At 65.3% G+C, this 17,650-nt stretch carries 14 protein-coding genes and 1 tRNA gene; 8 read left to right on the top strand and 7 right to left on the bottom strand.

Features of this window, described 5'->3' with window-relative positions; translation table 11 throughout:
• Window positions 1–270 precede the first annotated feature (270 nt).
• The 5 genes from HCU64_RS08550 to HCU64_RS08530 all read left to right on the top strand — a co-directional run bounded on the left by HCU64_RS08550 (window position 271) and on the right by HCU64_RS08530 (window position 4,219).
• Complete coding sequence (locus HCU64_RS08550) at window positions 271–1,245, top strand: sulfate ABC transporter substrate-binding protein (RefSeq protein ID WP_233383665.1); 975 nt, start codon at window positions 271–273, stop codon at window positions 1,243–1,245.
• A gap of 7 nt (window positions 1,246–1,252) precedes the next feature.
• Complete coding sequence (gene cysT / locus HCU64_RS08545) at window positions 1,253–2,110, top strand: sulfate ABC transporter permease subunit CysT (protein ID WP_233383404.1); 858 nt, start codon at window positions 1,253–1,255, stop codon at window positions 2,108–2,110.
• Window positions 2,103–3,002, top strand: coding sequence for a sulfate ABC transporter permease subunit CysW (cysW, locus tag HCU64_RS08540; RefSeq protein ID WP_233383403.1), 900 nt, complete (start codon window positions 2,103–2,105; stop codon window positions 3,000–3,002). The genes cysT and cysW overlap by 8 nt, the downstream gene beginning before the upstream one ends.
• A complete protein-coding gene (locus HCU64_RS08535) occupies window positions 2,986–4,044 on the top strand; it encodes a sulfate/molybdate ABC transporter ATP-binding protein (RefSeq protein ID WP_233383402.1) in 1,059 nt (352 codons plus the stop codon). Before cysW ends, HCU64_RS08535 begins: the two co-directional genes overlap by 17 nt.
• 99 nt (window positions 4,045–4,143) lie before the next feature.
• Window positions 4,144–4,219, top strand: a tRNA-Ile gene (locus tag HCU64_RS08530).
• A gap of 229 nt (window positions 4,220–4,448) precedes the next feature.
• Here HCU64_RS08530 and HCU64_RS08525 read toward each other — a convergent pair.
• From HCU64_RS08525 to HCU64_RS08515, 3 genes are all read right to left on the bottom strand, one after another.
• Window positions 4,449–5,489 (bottom strand): HD-GYP domain-containing protein, encoded by a 1,041-nt coding sequence (locus HCU64_RS08525; RefSeq protein WP_233383401.1) that lies wholly within the window; start codon window positions 5,487–5,489, stop codon window positions 4,449–4,451.
• 338 nt (window positions 5,490–5,827) lie between these two features.
• Window positions 5,828–6,697 carry an SDR family oxidoreductase gene (locus HCU64_RS08520; RefSeq protein WP_233383400.1) on the bottom strand — a complete coding sequence of 290 codons (870 nt, stop codon included), beginning with the start codon at window positions 6,695–6,697 and terminating at the stop codon, window positions 5,828–5,830.
• A 25-nt stretch (window positions 6,698–6,722) separates the two neighbouring features.
• Entirely contained in the window at window positions 6,723–7,685 is a 963-nt protein-coding gene (locus HCU64_RS08515) for an SDR family NAD(P)-dependent oxidoreductase (RefSeq protein WP_233383399.1), read from the bottom strand.
• Between the two features lie 117 nt (window positions 7,686–7,802).
• Here HCU64_RS08515 and HCU64_RS08510 point away from each other — a divergent pair, with 117 nt between their 5' ends.
• Window positions 7,803–8,387 carry a TetR/AcrR family transcriptional regulator gene (locus HCU64_RS08510; protein ID WP_233383398.1) on the top strand — a complete coding sequence of 195 codons (585 nt, stop codon included), beginning with the start codon at window positions 7,803–7,805 and terminating at the stop codon, window positions 8,385–8,387.
• A 27-nt stretch (window positions 8,388–8,414) separates the two neighbouring features.
• Here HCU64_RS08510 and HCU64_RS08505 read toward each other — a convergent pair whose 3' ends face one another.
• The gene (locus HCU64_RS08505) at window positions 8,415–9,014 is read right to left on the bottom strand and encodes a TetR/AcrR family transcriptional regulator (protein ID WP_233383397.1); all 600 of its coding nucleotides are present in this window, start codon (window positions 9,012–9,014) and stop codon (window positions 8,415–8,417) included.
• Window positions 9,015–9,102: 88 nt separating this feature from the next.
• Here HCU64_RS08505 and HCU64_RS08500 point away from each other — a divergent pair, with 88 nt between their 5' ends.
• Both HCU64_RS08500 and HCU64_RS08495 read left to right on the top strand, forming a co-directional pair.
• Window positions 9,103–10,365, top strand: coding sequence for an efflux RND transporter periplasmic adaptor subunit (locus HCU64_RS08500; RefSeq protein ID WP_233383396.1), 1,263 nt, complete (start codon window positions 9,103–9,105; stop codon window positions 10,363–10,365).
• Between the two features lie 90 nt (window positions 10,366–10,455).
• Window positions 10,456–13,650, top strand: coding sequence for an efflux RND transporter permease subunit (locus tag HCU64_RS08495; RefSeq protein WP_233383395.1), 3,195 nt, complete (start codon window positions 10,456–10,458; stop codon window positions 13,648–13,650).
• Window positions 13,651–13,714: 64 nt separating this feature from the next.
• On the opposite strand, the gene HCU64_RS08490 is transcribed toward HCU64_RS08495, so the two are convergent.
• The 3 genes from HCU64_RS08490 to HCU64_RS08480 are packed head-to-tail and all read right to left on the bottom strand — an operon-like array spanning window position 13,715 to window position 17,650.
• On the bottom strand, window positions 13,715–15,022 hold the full coding sequence (locus tag HCU64_RS08490; RefSeq protein ID WP_233383394.1) for a c-type cytochrome: 1,308 nt from the start codon (window positions 15,020–15,022) through the stop codon (window positions 13,715–13,717).
• A 4-nt stretch (window positions 15,023–15,026) separates the two neighbouring features.
• A complete protein-coding gene (locus HCU64_RS08485) occupies window positions 15,027–17,186 on the bottom strand; it encodes a xanthine dehydrogenase family protein molybdopterin-binding subunit (protein WP_233383393.1) in 2,160 nt (719 codons plus the stop codon).
• Window positions 17,187–17,197: 11 nt separating this feature from the next.
• Window positions 17,198–17,650: a (2Fe-2S)-binding protein gene (locus HCU64_RS08480; RefSeq protein WP_233383392.1), complete on the bottom strand. Its 453-nt coding sequence runs from the start codon at window positions 17,648–17,650 to the stop codon at window positions 17,198–17,200.

Below are 17,650 nucleotides of genomic sequence, written 5' to 3'. Positions count from 1 at the left end.
GTTGCTGAAGAAGTTTCGCTCTGTTTCGGGCCAAATAGATGCACTCTTCGAGCAAGAACTATATCGACAAATACTAATCCGCATCGGGAATCCGCAGCCCTAGACTTGACATCGTTCGTTTTATGGAACGACAAGAAGCCTCTCGGATGCCGCCGGCGCCGAATTGCTTTTGTAAATGCAGGGCTGCCTATGCCGATGTCCCGACACCACGGACAGACCACGTTTTTCGGGATGCGGCGATCTGCTCTGATCGTTGCCGCCAGCGCCGCAATGGGCCTGACGTCCGTCTCTGCGCTTCGTGCCCAGACCGAATTGCTCAACGTCTCGTATGATCCGACGCGCGAGCTCTACAAAGACATCAACGCGGCCTTCTCCGAGGAGTGGAAGGCCAAGACCGGCGAGACAATCACGGTGCGCGCCGCCCATGGCGGCTCCGGTGCCCAGGCCCGAACAGTGATCGACGGCATCCCGGCCGACGTCGTCACCCTCGGCATCCCCTCCGACATCGACTCGATCTCCAAGCTCTCGAAGAAGATCGATCCCGATTGGCGCAGCAAGCAGCCGAACGGCGCGCTACCCTACACCTCGACCGTGGTGTTCCTGGTCCGCAAGGGCAACCCGAAGGGCATCAAAGACTGGGGCGACCTGGTGAAGCCGGACGTCAAGGTGATCACCCCGAACCCCAAGACCTCCGCGGGCGGCCGCTGGAACTTCCTCGCCGCCTGGGGCTACGCCTACGAGCAGAACGCCAAGGATGCCGAGAAGGCCAACGCCTTCGTCGGTCAGGTCTACAAGAACGTCCCGGTGCTCGACACGGGCGCTCGCGGCTCGACCGTGACCTTCGCCCAGCGCGGCCTCGGCGACGTGCTGCCGACCTGGGAGAACGAGGCCTTCCTCGTGTTCGACGAGTTCGGGCGTGACAAGTTCGACGTCGTCGTCCCGCCGAGCTCGATCTATGCCGAGCCGCCGGTCGCCATCGTCGACGCCAATGTCGACAAGAAGGGCACCCGCAAGCAGGCCGAGGCCTATCTACAGTTCCTCTACTCGGACAAGGCGCAGGCGATCTTCGCCAAGCATCATTACCGCCCGATCAAGCGGGAGGCCGCCAAAACGGAAGACCTCGCGCTTCTGCCGGAAATCAAGCTCTTCAAGATCGAGGACTTCCAGGGCAACTGGGACGACATCCAGAAGAAGAATTTCGACAACGGCGGCCTGTTCGACCAGCTCGGCAAACAGGGTCACTGAGGCAGCCATGGCCGTCTCATCCCCTCGTCCGAGGCGGCGGTTTCGTCAGCCCAGCGTCATCCCCGGTTTTGGGCTCACGCTGGGCTACACCCTCACCGTCCTGTCCCTGGTCGTCCTGCTGCCGCTCGCAGCCCTCGTGGCCCGTGCATCGGGCCTCGGCTTTTCCGGAATCTGGGGCGTCGCCACCGACCCACGCGTGTTCAGCGCGCTGCGCGTGAGCTTCGGCGTCTCGTTGCTTGCTGCGCTGACGGCATCGCTGTTCGGCAGCATCGTCGCCTGGGTGCTGACCCGCTACGACTTCCCAGGCCGACGGGTCATCGATGCCGTCGTCGACCTTCCCTTCGCACTGCCGACAGCGGTCGCCGGTATCGCGCTCGCCTCGCTCTACGCGCCAAATGGTCTCGTCGGCGAGCAACTCGCCAAGGTCGGAATCGAGGCGGCCTACACGCCGGTGGGCATTTTCATCGCCATGGTGTTCATCGGCTTGCCCTTTGCCGTTCGTACGGTGCAGCCGCTGATCGCCGAGATCGACAAAGAGGTCGAGGAGGCCTCGGCCATCCTCGGCTCGACCCGGCTCGGCACCCTGACCAAGGTGGTACTGCCACCGCTGATCCCGGCCGTGCTGACAGGCTTCGCTCTCGCCTTCGCCCGGGGCGTCGGCGAGTACGGCTCGATCATCTTCATCGCCGGCAACCTGCCTTACGTCTCCGAGATCGCGCCGCTCTTGATCGTGATCAAGCTCTCGGAGTTCGACTATGCGGGCGCCTGCGCCATCGCGACCATCATGCTCGCGATCTCGTTCGCAGTGCTGCTTCTCATCAACCTGATCCAGGCCTGGAGCCGGCGGAGGTTCGGCTATGTCTGAGGCGATCACTCCATCCGATTTCCCAGTTGCCGAATCCGGGCTGCGTCCTCCGGCAAGCGTCGTCACCGAGACGGGCTGGGTCCGCGTGCTCCTCATAGCGGTGGCGATTGCCTTCCTGGCCTTGTTCCTGGTCCTGCCACTGGTGACGGTCTTCGTTCAGGCCTTCGCCAAGGGGCTGGATGCCTATCTCGCCGCCTTCAAGGAGCCCGACGCCCATGCGGCAATCAAGCTGACCCTGATCACGGCGGCCATCGCGGTGCCGTTCAACGTCGTGTTCGGTGTGGCGGCGGCCTGGGCGATCGCCAAGTTCCAGTTCTGGGGCCGCGACCTGCTCGTGACCTTGATCGATCTGCCGTTCTCGGTCTCGCCCGTGGTCTCGGGGCTTATCTACGTGCTGGTTTTCGGGTCACAGGGTCTCATCGGCCCCTGGCTCATCGAGCACGACATCCAGATCATCTTCGCGGTGCCTGGCATCGTGCTCGCCACGATTTTCGTGACCTTTCCCTTCGTCGCTCGCCAACTCATCCCGCTGATGCAGGAACAGGGCACGGTCGAGGAGGAAGCGGCGCTGACGCTCGGCGCCTCCGGCTGGCACGCCTTCCGGACGGTCACGCTGCCCAACATCCGCTGGGGCCTGCTCTACGCGGTGCTGCTCTGTAACGCCCGCGCCATGGGCGAGTTCGGCGCCGTCTCCGTCGTTTCCGGCCATATCCGCGGCCTGACCAACACACTCCCGCTGCACGTGGAGATTCTCTACAATGAGTACAACTTCGTTGCCTCTTTCGCCGTCGCCTCCCTCCTTGCCGGCCTCGCTCTTGTCACCCTCGTCATCAAGTCTCTCCTCGAGTGGCGCTACGCCGACGACATCGCGGCGGGTGCACGCCGCCACTAGCGGTTCTACGGCGATCCGCGTCGAGGCGATCTCCAAGACCTTCGACACGGCCGCCGTCCTGCACGACCTCTCACTCGACGTTAGGGCAGGCGAATTGCTCGGCCTTCTCGGCCCCTCGGGCTCGGGCAAGACGACGCTCCTGCGCATCATCGCAGGGCTCGATCGACCAGATGCCGGGCGCATCATCTTCGGCGGAGACGATGCCACGCGTTTGCCCGTCCAGGAGCGCGCGGTCGGCTTCGTGTTCCAGCACTATGCCCTGTTCAAGCACCTGACGGTGGCCGACAACATCGCCTACGGCCTCAACGCCCGGAAGCGATCCGAACGGCCGGCCAAGGCCGAGATCAAGAAGCGGGTCGGCGACCTGCTCGATCTGATCAAGCTGTCGAATTTCGGCGACCGCTATCCCTCGCAACTCTCCGGCGGCCAGCGCCAGCGCATCGCGCTCGCCCGTGCGCTCGCTGTCGAGCCGCGTGTGCTGCTGCTCGACGAGCCCTTCGGCGCTCTCGATGCCCAGGTCCGGAAGGACCTGCGCCGTTGGTTGCGCGAGATCCACGACCGCACCGGCCAGACCACGATCTTCGTGACCCACGACCAGGACGAGGCACTGGAGCTCTCCGACCGCGTCGCGGTGCTCGACAAGGGGCGCCTGGAGCAGATCGGCACGCCCGACGAGGTCCAGGAGCACCCAGCCTCGCCGACGGTGCTGAAGTTCCTCGGCGACACGATCGAGGTCGAGGCCATCGCCCAGAACGGGCGCGTTCACGTCAACGGCCGCGAGACCCCCGTCTCGGCACCGGCCTCGGCAGTCGGCCCGGTCAAGCTCTACGTCCGACCTTGGCAACTTCAGTTCGCCGACGAGGAACACGCGCATCTCAACGGCTTTGTCCGCTCGTCCTATCGGGCTCAGGGCCGTCAGCGTATCGAGGTCGATCGCCCTGGCGGCAAACTTCTGGTGGTCGAGGCCTCGGACAACGCTCGCTTGGATGCAGGCCATCCCGTCGGCTTGAAGATCAACAGCGGCTACGTCTTCGCAAATTGATTGAGAGCGGCCGGGAGTTGCCCCCCGGCCGTCACGCCGGGGCAAAAATCCGGGATGACGCGCGCTGCACCAACGGCTAGGAGAGGCCTTCGTGCTGCTGGGCCTGTAGCTCAATGGTTAGAGCCGACCGCTCATAACGGTCTGGTTGCAGGTTCGAGTCCTGCCGGGCCCACCACGCGTTTTCCCCAAACATTCTTGTTTCTGTTCTCGCGAGAGACTTCGGCTCGGGCCGTCTGGGTGCGTGAGCGAGTTCGTTCGGCATACCGATCTTGAGTGGAGCGAGCGGGACGCTCCGATAGCGGTGGCTTGAGCTGAAGCCGATAGCGCCGCCTAGGTGGCGTCCCGTCTGTCAACGATCCGCGATCAAACGCAGTGCCGAGGCCGCAAATGCCGACCACCTGATCTTAAGCAGCCAGTGATCGGTCGAGAGCCCGGACGAACCGCGGTTCGACTTTGCCTGTCATTCCTTGGAGGACTTTGACCGCCTCATCGGATGCCATGGCAGGCTTGTAAGAGCGACGTTCGGTCAGGGCCGAATAGATGTCGCATATCGTCAAGAGCCGGACGATGTCGCTGATTCCGTCGCCGGACAGGCCATCTGGATATCCGCTTCCGTCCAGAAGCTCATGATGATGCCTCACGGCGTCCAGCATCGCGGAATCGGCGTCGCTGCTTGCCCGAAGAACGTCGTAGCCGAGCGTCGTGTGCGTCCGCATGATCGCTAGCTCGTCCGCGTTCAGCGAGCCCCTTTTCAGCAACAATTCTCGCGGGATCTGCGACTTGCCTAGATCGTGGACCAGCGCAGCCCGAACCAATCGTCGCCTTTGCGCATCCGGAAAGCCAACATAGGTCGCGAATTGCGCGGAAAGCCCAGCCACCCTCAGGCTGTGCTGATAGGTTGCCTTATCATGCGCCTCTATTGCGTTGAGCCACCGGGCTAAGCCGCCATCCTCGAGCGCGGTGAGGATGGGATCGACGGAATCGTCTACCGCTGTGAGATCTATTCTTCCTCTTGTGCCGGCTGACTCGAACAATTGCCCAACCGCAGTCGCTGCCTTGTTGGCGCATCGACGCATTGCCGCATTGAGATCGCCATCGTTTGGATTGATCAGATTCTGGACTGCGGCCACTACGACGTGCGGCTCGGTGTAGAACGGAATGCAGGCGTCGAGGCCGAGAGCCATTGCCGTTTGCAGAGCCTTGTTTGAGTTTCTGTAGGCGATCCCAAGCACCTTTTGAGTGATGTCCTGCCGGTCCTTCAACGATTTGAGGCAACGGGCAACAGACAGATCTGTAAAGTCGCAATCGGCAACGATGGCCGTAGCGGGCGCTTGCTTGTTCCAGTCGACATCAAGTTGTACGACGCGGCAATCGCCAAGGTTTTGCAACGCTTCAATCAGCGGCCTGCTTCGCCTCACATTGTCCGTGATCAATACAATGGCCATTTTGAGCAAGCCGTGTGAATGCGCGATCCAACGCGCATCCGCCAGTGTTCCAACAGGTAGAAACTTATTTCACAAAACTTATACCCTCAGGTTTACCTGCTTAGTTAATAAAATGTATCAAAAATACTGGCGCAGACTCGGCGGAAGGTGGATCAGCTTGATCGGATCAAGAGCCGCAAGATCGTGGCAGCATCTCCCCGGGAACGGTCGCTCGGGCAACCACAATCCGAGAGCAAAATTTCCACTTCCGGCCAATGGGTGCCAGGCGACCGATATCTGTCTGTCCATATCCACGCTCAAAAGCGGGAGGGGGCAGCAAGTCACCGACAATGGCTATCTTAGCTGTCTATTCGATCGAACCAGGGCGCGCCGCTAGGTTCACCGGCCACGTCCGTCGAGCACGCGAGTTCGCTTTGCGTCCGTAGAGCCGTGAGCCGGGTGGACAAGGCCCGCTCGATCAAGGTGAACGCATCCTTGCCAAGCGTTAGCCGAAGCGGCGCAGGGTTCTGGGAGACACTCCCGATCATCGCCTCGACCATCTTCAAGGGATCACCCGGCGACAGGATCGTCCTGTCTTCTAGCACGCGATTGATCATGCGTGAGGGTGAGGCCTCGTAGGCACGGTTGATGGGGCCTATCGCTACGCTGCGGCTGCGGAAATCGGTGCGCGCGCCACCCGGCTGAACGATGGTGCAGCCGATCCCAAAGACCGCTACCTCTTGCGCGACGGCCTCTATAAAGCCCTCGATGCCCCATTTGGTCGCGTGGTAAAGCGAGCCGCCCGGAAACGCGACCTGTCCACCCATGCTCGATAGCTGCAGGATGCGGCCACCGCCCTGCTGACGCAAATGCGGCAGCGCGGCTCGAACGAGCTGGATCGAGCCGAGCAGATTGGTGTCGAGCTGGTGACGGATCTGGTCGTCGGTCAGTTCTTCGGCCGCGCCCATCAGGCCATAGCCGGCATTGCTGACCACAACGTCGATGCGTCCCATCGCCATCCATGCCGCATCGACGACGTTGCGGATGGCGGCCGTATCGGTGAGGTCGAGCGTGCTGAGCCACAATCGGTCGCCATGCCGTGCCTCTAGATCACCGAGGACGGCCCGGTCGCGCAGGGTTCCCGCAACGCGGTCACCCGAGGCCAGCAATCGCTCTGTCATGATCCGGCCGAAGCCGGTGCTGATGCCGGTTATGAACCATGTCTTCATGGCTGCTGTCCTCGATGCCAGCCGATCAGAAGCGCTCGCCGACGAGTTCTTCGCTCTTCGCCCAGAGCGCCGCAGCGCTCTCGGGATCGAGCGCATAGCCCCGCACGCCCTCGGTCATCGCGTTCGACGGATCGCCCGTGAGCAGCGGCGAGACATGGCAATCTTCGCAGTAGCGACCGCCGATCTCGTCCGCCGATGCGACTACGCCTGCCCAGACCGAAGTAGCTGCGCCCTGAGGCACGCTCTTCATCTCGAAGGGTGGCGCTCCGATCTCGGCGCGCTCGACATTGAGTTCGTCGAGGCGCTTCTGCAGCGCGCCAGGCTCGGCGAAGGCGTGACGTCCCAGTTCCGTGGCGATTCCACCGGGATGAACCGCTGCCGCCCGGATGCCCTGCACCCTGCGACGCCGGTCGAGTTCCACCGAGAAGAGGATGTTGGCGGTCTTCGAGCGACCGTATCCGACCCACGGGTCGTAGGTCGTGCGCTCGAAATTCGGATCGTCGAGATCGACGTCGCTGTAGCGATGGCCAGCGGAAGATAGGCTGATCACGCGGCTGCCGGAGCGAAGCAGTTGCGCGATGCGGTTGACGAGCACGAAGTGGCCGAGATGGTTGGTGCCGAGCTGCATCTCGAAGCCGTCCTCAGTATGACCGAGCGGCGGCGCCATCACGCCGGCATTACAGATCACGAGGTCGAAGGTGCGTCCGTCGGCGAGCAGGACATCGGCACAGGTTCTGACGCTTGCCAGCGACGCGAGATCGAGCGTGATGGTCGAGACGTCGCCGGCCCCAGCCTCGGCAAGCGCCCGAGACGCCTTTTGGAGATCACGCGCAGCGCCGATCACTTCCGCCCCGTGGGCGGAAAGGGCGCGCGCGGTCTCCACTCCGAGCCCGGCGGATACGCCGGTGACCAGAACCCGCTTCCCGGTCAGATCAATCCCCGCCAGCACGTCGTCCGCCGTGGATTTTGCATTGAACGCTGTTGTCATCGGATGCAGGTCCCGCGAGGTGTTGGGCAGGTATCTGCCACCGACTCTCATGTTATACGGAGGGTGGCTCCGATTAATATACGGAGGATATCTCCGCTTTCAAGCCATGGCTGTCGCGTGACCGATCTCGAGGGGCAGAGCCCGACGCGCAAGCTGCGCGCAGATGGCGAGCGAAACCGGCTCCGCCTGATCGAGGCCGCCAAGCGCGCCTTCGCCGAGAAGGGCGCCTCGGCGAGCCTGGATCAGATCTCCCGGGACGCCGAACTCGGGATCGGCACGCTCTATCGGCACTTCCCGACGCGTGACGCCCTCGTCGAGGCCGTCTACCGGCAAGAGACGGAAGCCCTGCTGTCGGGCGCTGAGCGGTTGTCGAGAGAATTGGAGCCGGTCGCCGCACTGCGCGAATGGCTCATGCTCTTCGTCGAGTATCTCGAGTCCAAGCAGGGCATGTCGGACGCGCTGAAGACGCTGATCGGCGGAACGGATGCGCTCTACGGCGAGTCGTCCGCAAAGGTCAGAGCAGCTCTCGGCACGCTGGTGGCCGCAGCCGTCCAAACAGGCCAAATCCGGATGGACATGGAGCCGCTCGATCTTTTGCGCGCGATCGCTGGCATCGCGAACATGAGCCCCGCCGAGAACTGGAAGCGGTCGGCCGTCGTGATGGTCGATGTGCTGCTCGAAGGCCTTCGCACGAGCCGGTGACGATCACTCCTTTTTCGATCTACGAGCTCAGGCAACCGGAGTTCTGGAGAACGCGCGAATCGAGACTCGTGCAACCTCGCGAAGCGCCTCGCGGTCGGCGCCGGATGATGCAAGGACCCCCATTCCCGAGGCGACGGTCGAGAGAAACCGCGCCAAGGCCGACGGATCTGAATCCTCGGAGAGATCGCCGGTCTGCTTGGCGAGGACGAAGCGTTCCTTGAGATCCCGCTCGGTCTCCGCGCGCTTTGCCGCGAGTTCGAAGGGGATGCTCTCAGAGCCTTCGCCACACGCGAGGCCGCCCTGGACGAGAAGGCAACCGGGGGGATTGGCCGGATCGGTGTGGCTTTCCGCAATGCTTAAGAGGAACCGCTCGGCAACGTCCCGGGCCGTTTCGCCGGCCAGCACGTAGCCCATGTGTTCGGAGCGCCGCTGGGCGTAGCGATCGAGCGCAGCCTTGAGCAGACCTTCCTTGCTACCGAAGGCGGCGTACAGGCTCGGAGGCTTGATACCCATGGCCTTGGTGAGCATGGCAAGGCTCGAGCCGTCGTAGCCGTGGCGCCAGAACACCTCCATCGCCTCGTCGAGTGCCTTGTCGGTGCAGAAGGACCGTGGCCTCCCCATCACCATTGTCTGCGGGCTCCAATTTCTTTATCGAACGATAAATAAGCATCTTGACGGCCAACGTCTATGCCGACATGTGTAGCGAACTGTACATATGTCGGAGTCGGTCGTGAACCCTGATCGTGCGCCATCCCTATCGCGCTTCTTCTTCCGACGCAGCGCCGGGGTCGGAATGGTGGCCGTGCTCCTTGCGAGCGCGTCGTATCGCCTCGTACCGCCTTCGATGTTCCACCGCGCCGAGGCCGTTGCTGCGCCGGCGCCGGCGGAGCAGGCCGTCACCGCCGCCGTCGCTACGGTGGAGCCGCGCGACGTCGTGCTGTGGGACGAGTTCTCGGGTCGCCTCGAAGCGGTCGACCGCATCGATGTACGCGCGCGGGTCGGCGGCGCGGTCCAGTCCACGCATTTCGCCGAAGGTGAGCTGGTCAAGCCCGGCGACCTGCTGGTGACGATTGATCCCGCGCCCTACGCCGCCGAGGTCCAGCGCCTGGAGGCGCAGGTGGCCAGTGCAGAGGCGCGCGTCTCCCTGACGACGAGCGACCTGGAGCGCGGCAGGCGACTGTCGGATCAGGCCATCGTCACGGTTCGGGATCTCGACGTGCGTGCCAACGCGTTCAAGGAAGCGAAAGCCGCCCTCGACGGCGCCAAGGCCGCCCTGGAAACGGCCCGGCTGAACCTCGGATACACGCAGGTCCGCGCCGCCGTCGGCGGCCGTGTCGGACGCCGCGAAATCACGCCCGGCAATCTGGTGACGGCTGGAGCGGCCGGCGCCGTCCTGACGACCCTCGTCTCCGTCGATCCCGTTTACGCGGGCTTCGATGCCAACGAGACGATCGTGCTGAAGGCTCTCGCGTCGATCGCTGAGCCGAAGGGTGGTCGCGGCCGGCTCGATCGCATCCCGGTCGAGATGGTCACGTCCGATGGCGTCACCTCGCGGGGCCACCTCCAGTTCATCGACAACAAGGTCGACGCGCATAGCGGTACGGTCCGGGTCCGCGCGACGTTCGCGAATGGCGATGGGCGCCTGATCCCGGGCCAGTTCGCTCGCATGCGGCTCGGCCAGGCAGTGCCGGAGAAGCTGGTACTCGTCGATGAGCGCGCCATCGGCACCGACCAGGACAAGAAGTTCGTCCTCGTGGTCGGCGCAGACAGCCGCGCCGAGTTCCGCGCCATCACCCTCGGCCGCGCCGTCGACGGGCTACGCGTCGTGACCGCGGGGCTCTCCGGCGGCGAGCGGATCGTGGTCAACGGGTTGCAGCGCGTTCGTCCGGGCAGCCTCGTCAAGCCCGAGGACGTCGCCATGGGCCTGCGCCCCGAGGGCCAGGCCACGCGCAAGCTCGCGAACGCCGACCCCGGCTAGCACCCGCCCTACTCACCTCATTGATCTCCCAGGCAGCCGCAACGCGGCCGCCCTCTCTCCCTTCGTCTCTATTCGCCCGCGGAGGGCGGCATGAACCTCTCCAAGTTCTTCATCGACCGCCCGATCTTCGCCGGCGTCCTGTCCGTGCTGATCTTCATCGGCGGCCTGCTCTCGCTCTTCGCGATGCCGATCTCCGAGTATCCGGACGTGGTGCCGCCCTCGGTGGTCGTGCGCGCGACCTTCCCCGGCGCCAATCCGAAGGTCATCGTCGAGACCGTGGCAACGCCGATCGAGGAGCAGATCAACGGCGTCGAAGGCATGCTCTACATGTCGAGCCAGGCCACGACCGACGGCATCATGACGCTGACGGTGACGTTCAAGCTCGGCACCGATCCCGACAAGGCGCAACAGCTCGTCCAGAACCGTGTCTCGCAGGCCGAGCCGCGGTTGCCTGCCGTGGTGCGTCAGCTCGGCATCGTCACGGTGAAGTCTTCGCCCGACCTGACCATGGTCGTGCACCTCGTCTCGCCCAACGGGCGCTACGACATGACTTACCTGCGCAACTACGCGGTGCTGAACATCAAGGACCGGCTCGCCCGGCTCGACGGCGTCGGGCAGGTCCAGCTCTTCGGCTCCGGTGACTATTCGATGCGCATCTGGCTCGACCCGCAGAAGGTGGCCGAGCATGGCCTGTCAGCCGGCGACGTCGTGCGCGAGATCCAGGCCCAGAACGTCGAGGCCGCGGCCGGCGTGATCGGCTCGTCGCCGGCTGTCCCGGGCCTCGACTTGCAGCTCTCCCTCAATGCCGAAGGGCGCCTCAACAGCGAGGAGCAGTTCGGCGACATCGTCGTGAAGACCGGCGCGGATGGCGAGATCACCCGCCTGCGTGACGTTGCCCGGATCGAACTCGGCGCCTCGGACTATGCGCTCCGCTCGCTCCTCGACAACAAGTCGGCCGTCGCGATCCCGATCTCGCAGTCGCCGGGTTCGAACGCGATCCAAATCTCGGACGAGGTCCGCCGGACCATGGCCGAGATCAAGAAGAACATGCCCGAGGGCGTCGACTACCAGATCGTCTACGATCCGACGCAGTTCGTGCGGGCCTCCATCGAGGCGGTGATCCATACGCTGCTGGAAGCGATCGCCCTCGTCGTCCTCGTGGTGATCCTGTTCCTGCAGACGTGGCGGGCTTCGATCATCCCGCTGCTCGCCGTGCCAGTCTCGATCGTCGGCACCTTCGCGGTGATGCATGTCTTCGGGTTCTCGATCAACGCGCTGAGCCTGTTCGGACTCGTGCTCGCCATCGGCATCGTCGTCGACGACGCCATCGTCGTGGTCGAGAACGTCGAGCGCAACATCGAGGCCGGGCTCTCGCCGCGCGAGGCCAGCTATCAGGCCATGCGCGAGGTCTCCGGGCCGATCATCGCCATCGCCCTGGTCCTCGTGGCCGTGTTCGTGCCGCTCGCCTTCATCAGCGGGCTGACGGGCCAGTTCTACAAGCAGTTCGCCCTGACCATCGCGATCTCGACGGTGATCTCGGCGATCAACTCGCTGACCCTGTCGCCGGCCCTCTCGGCCCTGCTGTTGAAGGACCATCACGCGCCGAAGGACCGCCTGACCCGGATCCTCGACACGCTGCTCGGCTGGTTCTTCCGCCGATTCAACAGGGCCTTCGGTGCGGCGTCGAACGGTTATGGTCGTGGCGTCGGCTTCGTCGTTTCGCGCCGGGCGGTGATGATGGTGCTCTATGCAGGGCTCGTCGGCCTGACCGTGGTGCTGTTCCGCCAGATCCCGGGCGGCTTCGTGCCCGGCCAGGACAAGCAATACCTCGTCGGCTTCGCGCAGCTGCCTGACGGCGCGACCCTCGACCGGACCGAGGAGGTGATCCGCAAGATGAGCGAGATCGCCCTCAAGGAGCCGGGCGTCGAGAGCGCCGTCGCCTTCCCGGGCCTGTCGATCAATGGCTTCACCAACAGCTCGAACTCGGGAATCGTGTTCTCGACGCTGAAGCCCTTCGACGAGCGCAAGGGTCCCGCGTTGAGCGGGGCGGCCATCGCGATGTCGCTGAACAAGAAGTACGCGGCGATCCCCGAGGCCTTCATCGCGATGTTCCCGCCGCCACCCGTCAACGGCCTCGGGACCATCGGCGGCTTCAAGCTGCAGATCGAGGATCGGGCCGGTCTCGGCTACGAGGCGCTGAACGACGCCACCAAGGCCTTTATGGCCAAGGCCAGCCAGGCGCCGGAACTCGCGGGCCTGTTCTCCAGCTTCCAGATGAACGTGCCGCAGCTCTTCGCGGATATCGACCGCACCAAGGCGCGGCAGCTGCGCATCCCCGTCACCGACGTGTTCGACACGCTGCAGATCTATCTCGGCTCGCTCTACGTCAACGACTTCAACAAGTTCGGCCGCACCTACTCGGTACGCGTCCAGGCCGATGCACCGTTCCGGGCCCGCTCCGACGATGTCGGTCTGCTCAAGGTCCGGGCCGGCTCCGGCGAGATGGTGCCGCTCTCGGCGCTGCTGCGCGTCCGCCAGACCGCCGGTCCCGAGCGGGCCATGCGCTACAACGGCTTCCTTTCCGCCGACGTGAATGCCGGCGCCGCACCCGGCTACTCGTCGGGACAGGCCCAGGCGGCGGCGACGCGCATCGCCGCGGAAACTCTGCCGCGCGGCTTCGCCTTCGAGTGGACAGACCTGACCTACCAGGAGTTCATTGCCGGCAATTCCGGGATCTGGGTCTTCCCGCTCGCGCTGATCCTAGTCTTCCTCGTGCTGGCCGCGCAGTACGAGAGCCTCGCGCTGCCCTTGGCGATCCTGATGATCGTGCCGATGGGGCTGCTCGCGGCGATGTTCGGTGTCTGGCTGTCGGCCGGCGACAACAACGTCTTCACGCAGATCGGCCTGATCGTCCTCGTGGGCCTGTCGGCGAAGAACGCGATCCTGATCGTGGAATTCGCCCGCGAGTTGGAGATCGCTGGCCGCACGCCCCTTCAGGCCGCCATCGAGGCGAGCCGGCTGCGGCTGCGCCCGATCCTGATGACCTCCATGGCCTTCATCATGGGCGTGCTGCCGCTTGTGACGGCCACGGGGGCCGGCGCGGAGATGCGCAACGCCATGGGCGTCGCCGTGTTCTCCGGCATGATCGGTGTCACCGCCTTCGGCCTGTTCCTGACGCCGGTCTTCTACGTGCTGCTGCGTCGACTGAGCGGCGACAAGGCACTGAAGCACCACGGAGCGACCGTGGCGCCGATCGCCCACGATCATATCGCCGAGCCCGCGTAGCTCGAACGGGTCCGCGGCGGCTCAGACGCCGCCGCGGCTTTCGGGCTTCCGATCGACATCGACGCTAGTGCGGAGTCCGACGCTCCCGAACCGCCGCCGCGGTCACCTGGCCCGGCTTGCCACCGAAATGACCGATCACGTAGTTTGCGACCGAGGCGAGTTCGGCATCGCTGTAGCTGTCGGCGAAACTCGGCATGTAGCCGCGCCCCTTGCTCGTCTTGAGGTCGGCGCCCTCCAGCATGACGCGGACGAGGTTGGTGCCCGCCGGATCGTTCACCGCCTGGCTGCCGGCGAGTGAGGCGTAGTGCGTCTGGCGGCCACCGCCGTTCCACTGGTGGCAGGAGGCGCAGGCGCCCTCGAAGAGGCGCTGGCCGGCCTGGTTCCCGGTGTCGATCGAGCCGGGCTTCCACGCGACCGATGAGGTCATCGTCGCGGGGGCCGGATTGACCTCGGTGCCCGGCTTGCCGGTCTTCGGCTCGACGCGGCGGAGATAGGCGACGAGGGCGGCGATGTCCTCGGGCTTCAGGTATTGCAGGCTGTTGGCGATGACCTCGGCCATGGGACCCGCCGCCGAGCCGCGCCCGGGGGCGTGGCCGGTCGACAGATATGCGGTGAGCTGCTCGTCGCTCCAGTCGCCGATGCCGTAACCCTTGTCGGTGGTGATGTTGTAGGCGTGCCAGCCCTCCAGCATCGCGCCGCCGAACTGCTTCGACATCGCCATGGCGAAGCCGACATTGCGCGGCGTGTGGCATTCGCCGCAATGGCCGAGCGCCGTCGCGAGGTACTCGCCGCGGTTCTCGACCGCGCTCGCCTTCGGCTCCGGAAGAAAACGCTTCTGGTCGAGGAAGGCGAGGTTCCAGAAAGCCAGCGTCCAGCGCTGGTTGAAGGGGAAGCCCAGCGAGTTGGCCGTCGCCGGGGCGTGAACGCTCGGCAGCGAGAACAGATAGGCCTTCATCGCCACGATGTCGTCGCGGCTCAAGCCCGTATACGAGGAGTAGGGGAAGGCCGGGTAGAGATGCGACCCGTCCTTCGCGACACCCTTGTGCAGAGCGCGCACGAAGTCGTCGTCGCTCCAGGTGCCGATGCCGGTCTCGCGATCGGCGGTGATGTTTGTCGAGTAGATCGTTCCGAACGGCAGCGTGAAGGCGCGACCGCCCGCGAAGGGCTTGCCGCCGGGCGTGTCGTGGCAGGCCGCGCAATCGGCGGCCTTCACGAGGTAGTCGCCCCTGGCGATCAGCTCCGGGGTGTGGGCGACGTCCGGGGCCGAGATCTCGGGGTCCCGGTCGTAGAGGCGCCAGCCCACGAAGACGGCGCCCGCGAGGGCGACGACCGATGCGGCCGTGATGAGGGGCTTGAGGATGCGTCGGGCCACGGCGTCACCCCACCTTCGCGTTGCTGAGGATCGGCAGCGTGCGCACGCGCCGGCCACTCGCGGCGAAGACCGCGTTGGCCACCGCCGGGAAAGCCGCGGCCGTCCCGGTCTCGCCGAGACCGCCGGGCTTCTCGCTGCTGTCGACGAGATGCACCTCGATGGGCGGCGTCTCGTTCATGCGCAGCATCCGGTAGGTGTTGAAGTTCCCCTGCTGCACCCGGCCCTTGTCGAGCGTGATCTCGCCGTAGAGCGCCGCCGTGAGACCAAAGACGAGACCGCCCTCGATCTGCGCCTTGACGGAATCGGGGTTGATCACCTGTCCGCAATCGAGCGCGGCCACGATCCGGCGCAGCCTGACGTCGCCGCCCTCCGTGACCTCCGCCTCGCACACGACCGAGAGGAACGAACCGAAGGCGTTCTCCAGCATGATGCCGCGGCCGACGCCCTTGGGCAGGGGCGTCCCCCAGCCGGCCTTCTCGGCCGCGAGTTCCAGCACCTTCAGCGAACGCGGGTTCTTGGCGAGGAGCGGCTTGCGGAAGGCGACCGGGTCCTGCTTGGCGGCATGCGCCAGCTCGTCGATCACCACCTCGACGACGAAGACGTTGTGGGCCGGACCGACGCCGCGCCACCAAGCCGTGACCACACCCGGCGGTTCGTGGCGTACCCAGGACACGTGATGCGCCGGGATGTCGTAAGGCGTCTCCTCCGCGCATTCGACGGTGTCGGGGTCGAGACCGTTCGGCTTCATGCCGGGGGGCGCCCAGCGGGCCATCACGCTCGATCCGGTGACCTTGTGAGTCCAGCCGACGATGCGGCCCTTCGCATCGAGACCGGCCGAGACCTGATCGTAGTAGTAGGGCCGGTACCGGTCGTGCTGGATGTCGGTCTCACGGGACCAGATCATTTTGAGCGGGTAGGGGACCTGCTTCGCCAGGGCCGTCGCGATGCCGACATACTCGGCCTCGAGCCGCCTCCCGAAGCCGCCGCCGATCATGTGGCTATGGATGGTGACCTTGGCCTTCTCGACGCCGGCCGCCTTGGCCGCCTCGTCCTGCGCTCGGCCGGGCACCTGCGTGCCGCACCAGACATCGACACCGTCCGGCTTCACATGGACGGTGCAGTTGATCGGCTCCATCGGCGCGTGGGACAGGAAGGGGAGTTGATAGACAGCGTCCAGCTTGATCGCCCCGCCGGCAATTGCGGCCGGAGCGTCGCCCTCGGCCTTCGCGACGATCCCTGTGCCGCGAGAGGCGACGCGATGGCCCTCGATGATGTCCGCCTGCGAGAGCCGGGCATTGGGGCCGAGATCCCACTCGACGTCCAGCGCTTCCAGCCCCTTCTGCGCGGCCCCGAAATGATCGCCGACGACGGCGACGCCGTTGCCGAGCTTGAGCACTGCGACGACGCCCTTGATCTTCTTCGCGGCGCTGTCGTCGACCTTTCGGAGCTTGCCGCCGACCACCGGGCACATCGCCACGCTGGCGACCTTCTGCCCCGGCACCTGGACATCGATGCCGTAGACGGTGCCGCCATTGACCTTGGTCGGCGTGTCGAGCCGCTTCTGCGGCGTGCCGATGAGCTTCCAGGTCTCCTTCGGCTTCAGGGGAGCATCTGACGGCAAGGGCAGCGTCGCCGCGAGTGCAGCGAGCGACCCGTAGGAGGCCGTGCGTCCGGACGCGGAATGGTGGACGGTACCGCGTTCGACCGTGCACGAGGCCGTCTCGACACCCCATTGCTGGGCGGCGGCCTGGACGAGCACCGCGCGGGTGATCGCGGCGGTCTTGCGGAACTGCTCCCAATCACCGCGGATCGAGGTCGAGCCGCCCGTCGCCTGGGTCATCAGCACTGGGCTCGCGTAGAGCTTCTCGTCCGGCGGAGCGAACTCGGGCGTGACCTGGTCGAGGCCGACGTCGAGCTCTTCCGCGAGCAGCATCGATGCGCCGGTCCAAATGCCCTGGCCCATCTCGACGTCGCGCATGATCAAGGTGATCTTGCCGTCACCGGCGATGCGGATGAAGGCGTTCGGAGCGAACTCGGCAGCGGCAGCACGCGCCATGCGCGATCCGGCCGGGATGGATGTGGCGACGACGAGCGCGCCGACGCCCGTCAGGAAGCCACGGCGATGGAGCGGCGCGAGATCGCGATCGGAGAGCGGCTTGTTCATGTCCATCCTCCTCAGATCGTCGCTGCGTGTTTGATGGCGGCGCGGATGCGCGGATAGGTGCCGCACCGACAGATGTTGCCGCTCATCGCCGTATCGATGTCGCCGTCGCTCGGCTTGGGATTGCCAGCGAGGAGCGCCGCAGCCGACATGATCTGGCCCGACTGGCAGTAGCCGCACTGCACGACTTCGAGGTCGAGCCACGCCTTCTGAATCTTGGCACCAGCCTCGGTCTCGCCGATCGCTTCGATCGTCGTGATCTTGCGGCCGGCGACATCGCCGATCGCGGTAACGCAGGAGCGGATCGGCTCGCCGTCGAGATGAACCGTGCAGCAGCCGCAAAGGGCGACGCCGCAACCGAACTTGGTGCCCGTCAGTCCGGCGACGTCGCGAAGCGCCCAGAGGAGGGGGGTGTCGTCAGCGACATCGAAGTCGCGCATGTGTCCGTTGATCTCGATCGATGGCAT

The sequence above is a fragment of the Methylobacterium sp. C25 genome (assembly GCF_021352225.1).
In the GTDB taxonomy this organism is placed as follows: domain Bacteria; phylum Pseudomonadota; class Alphaproteobacteria; order Rhizobiales; family Beijerinckiaceae; genus Methylobacterium.
Note: the sequence above shows the minus strand (reverse complement) of the source record. Positions and strands in the feature narration are given on the sequence as shown.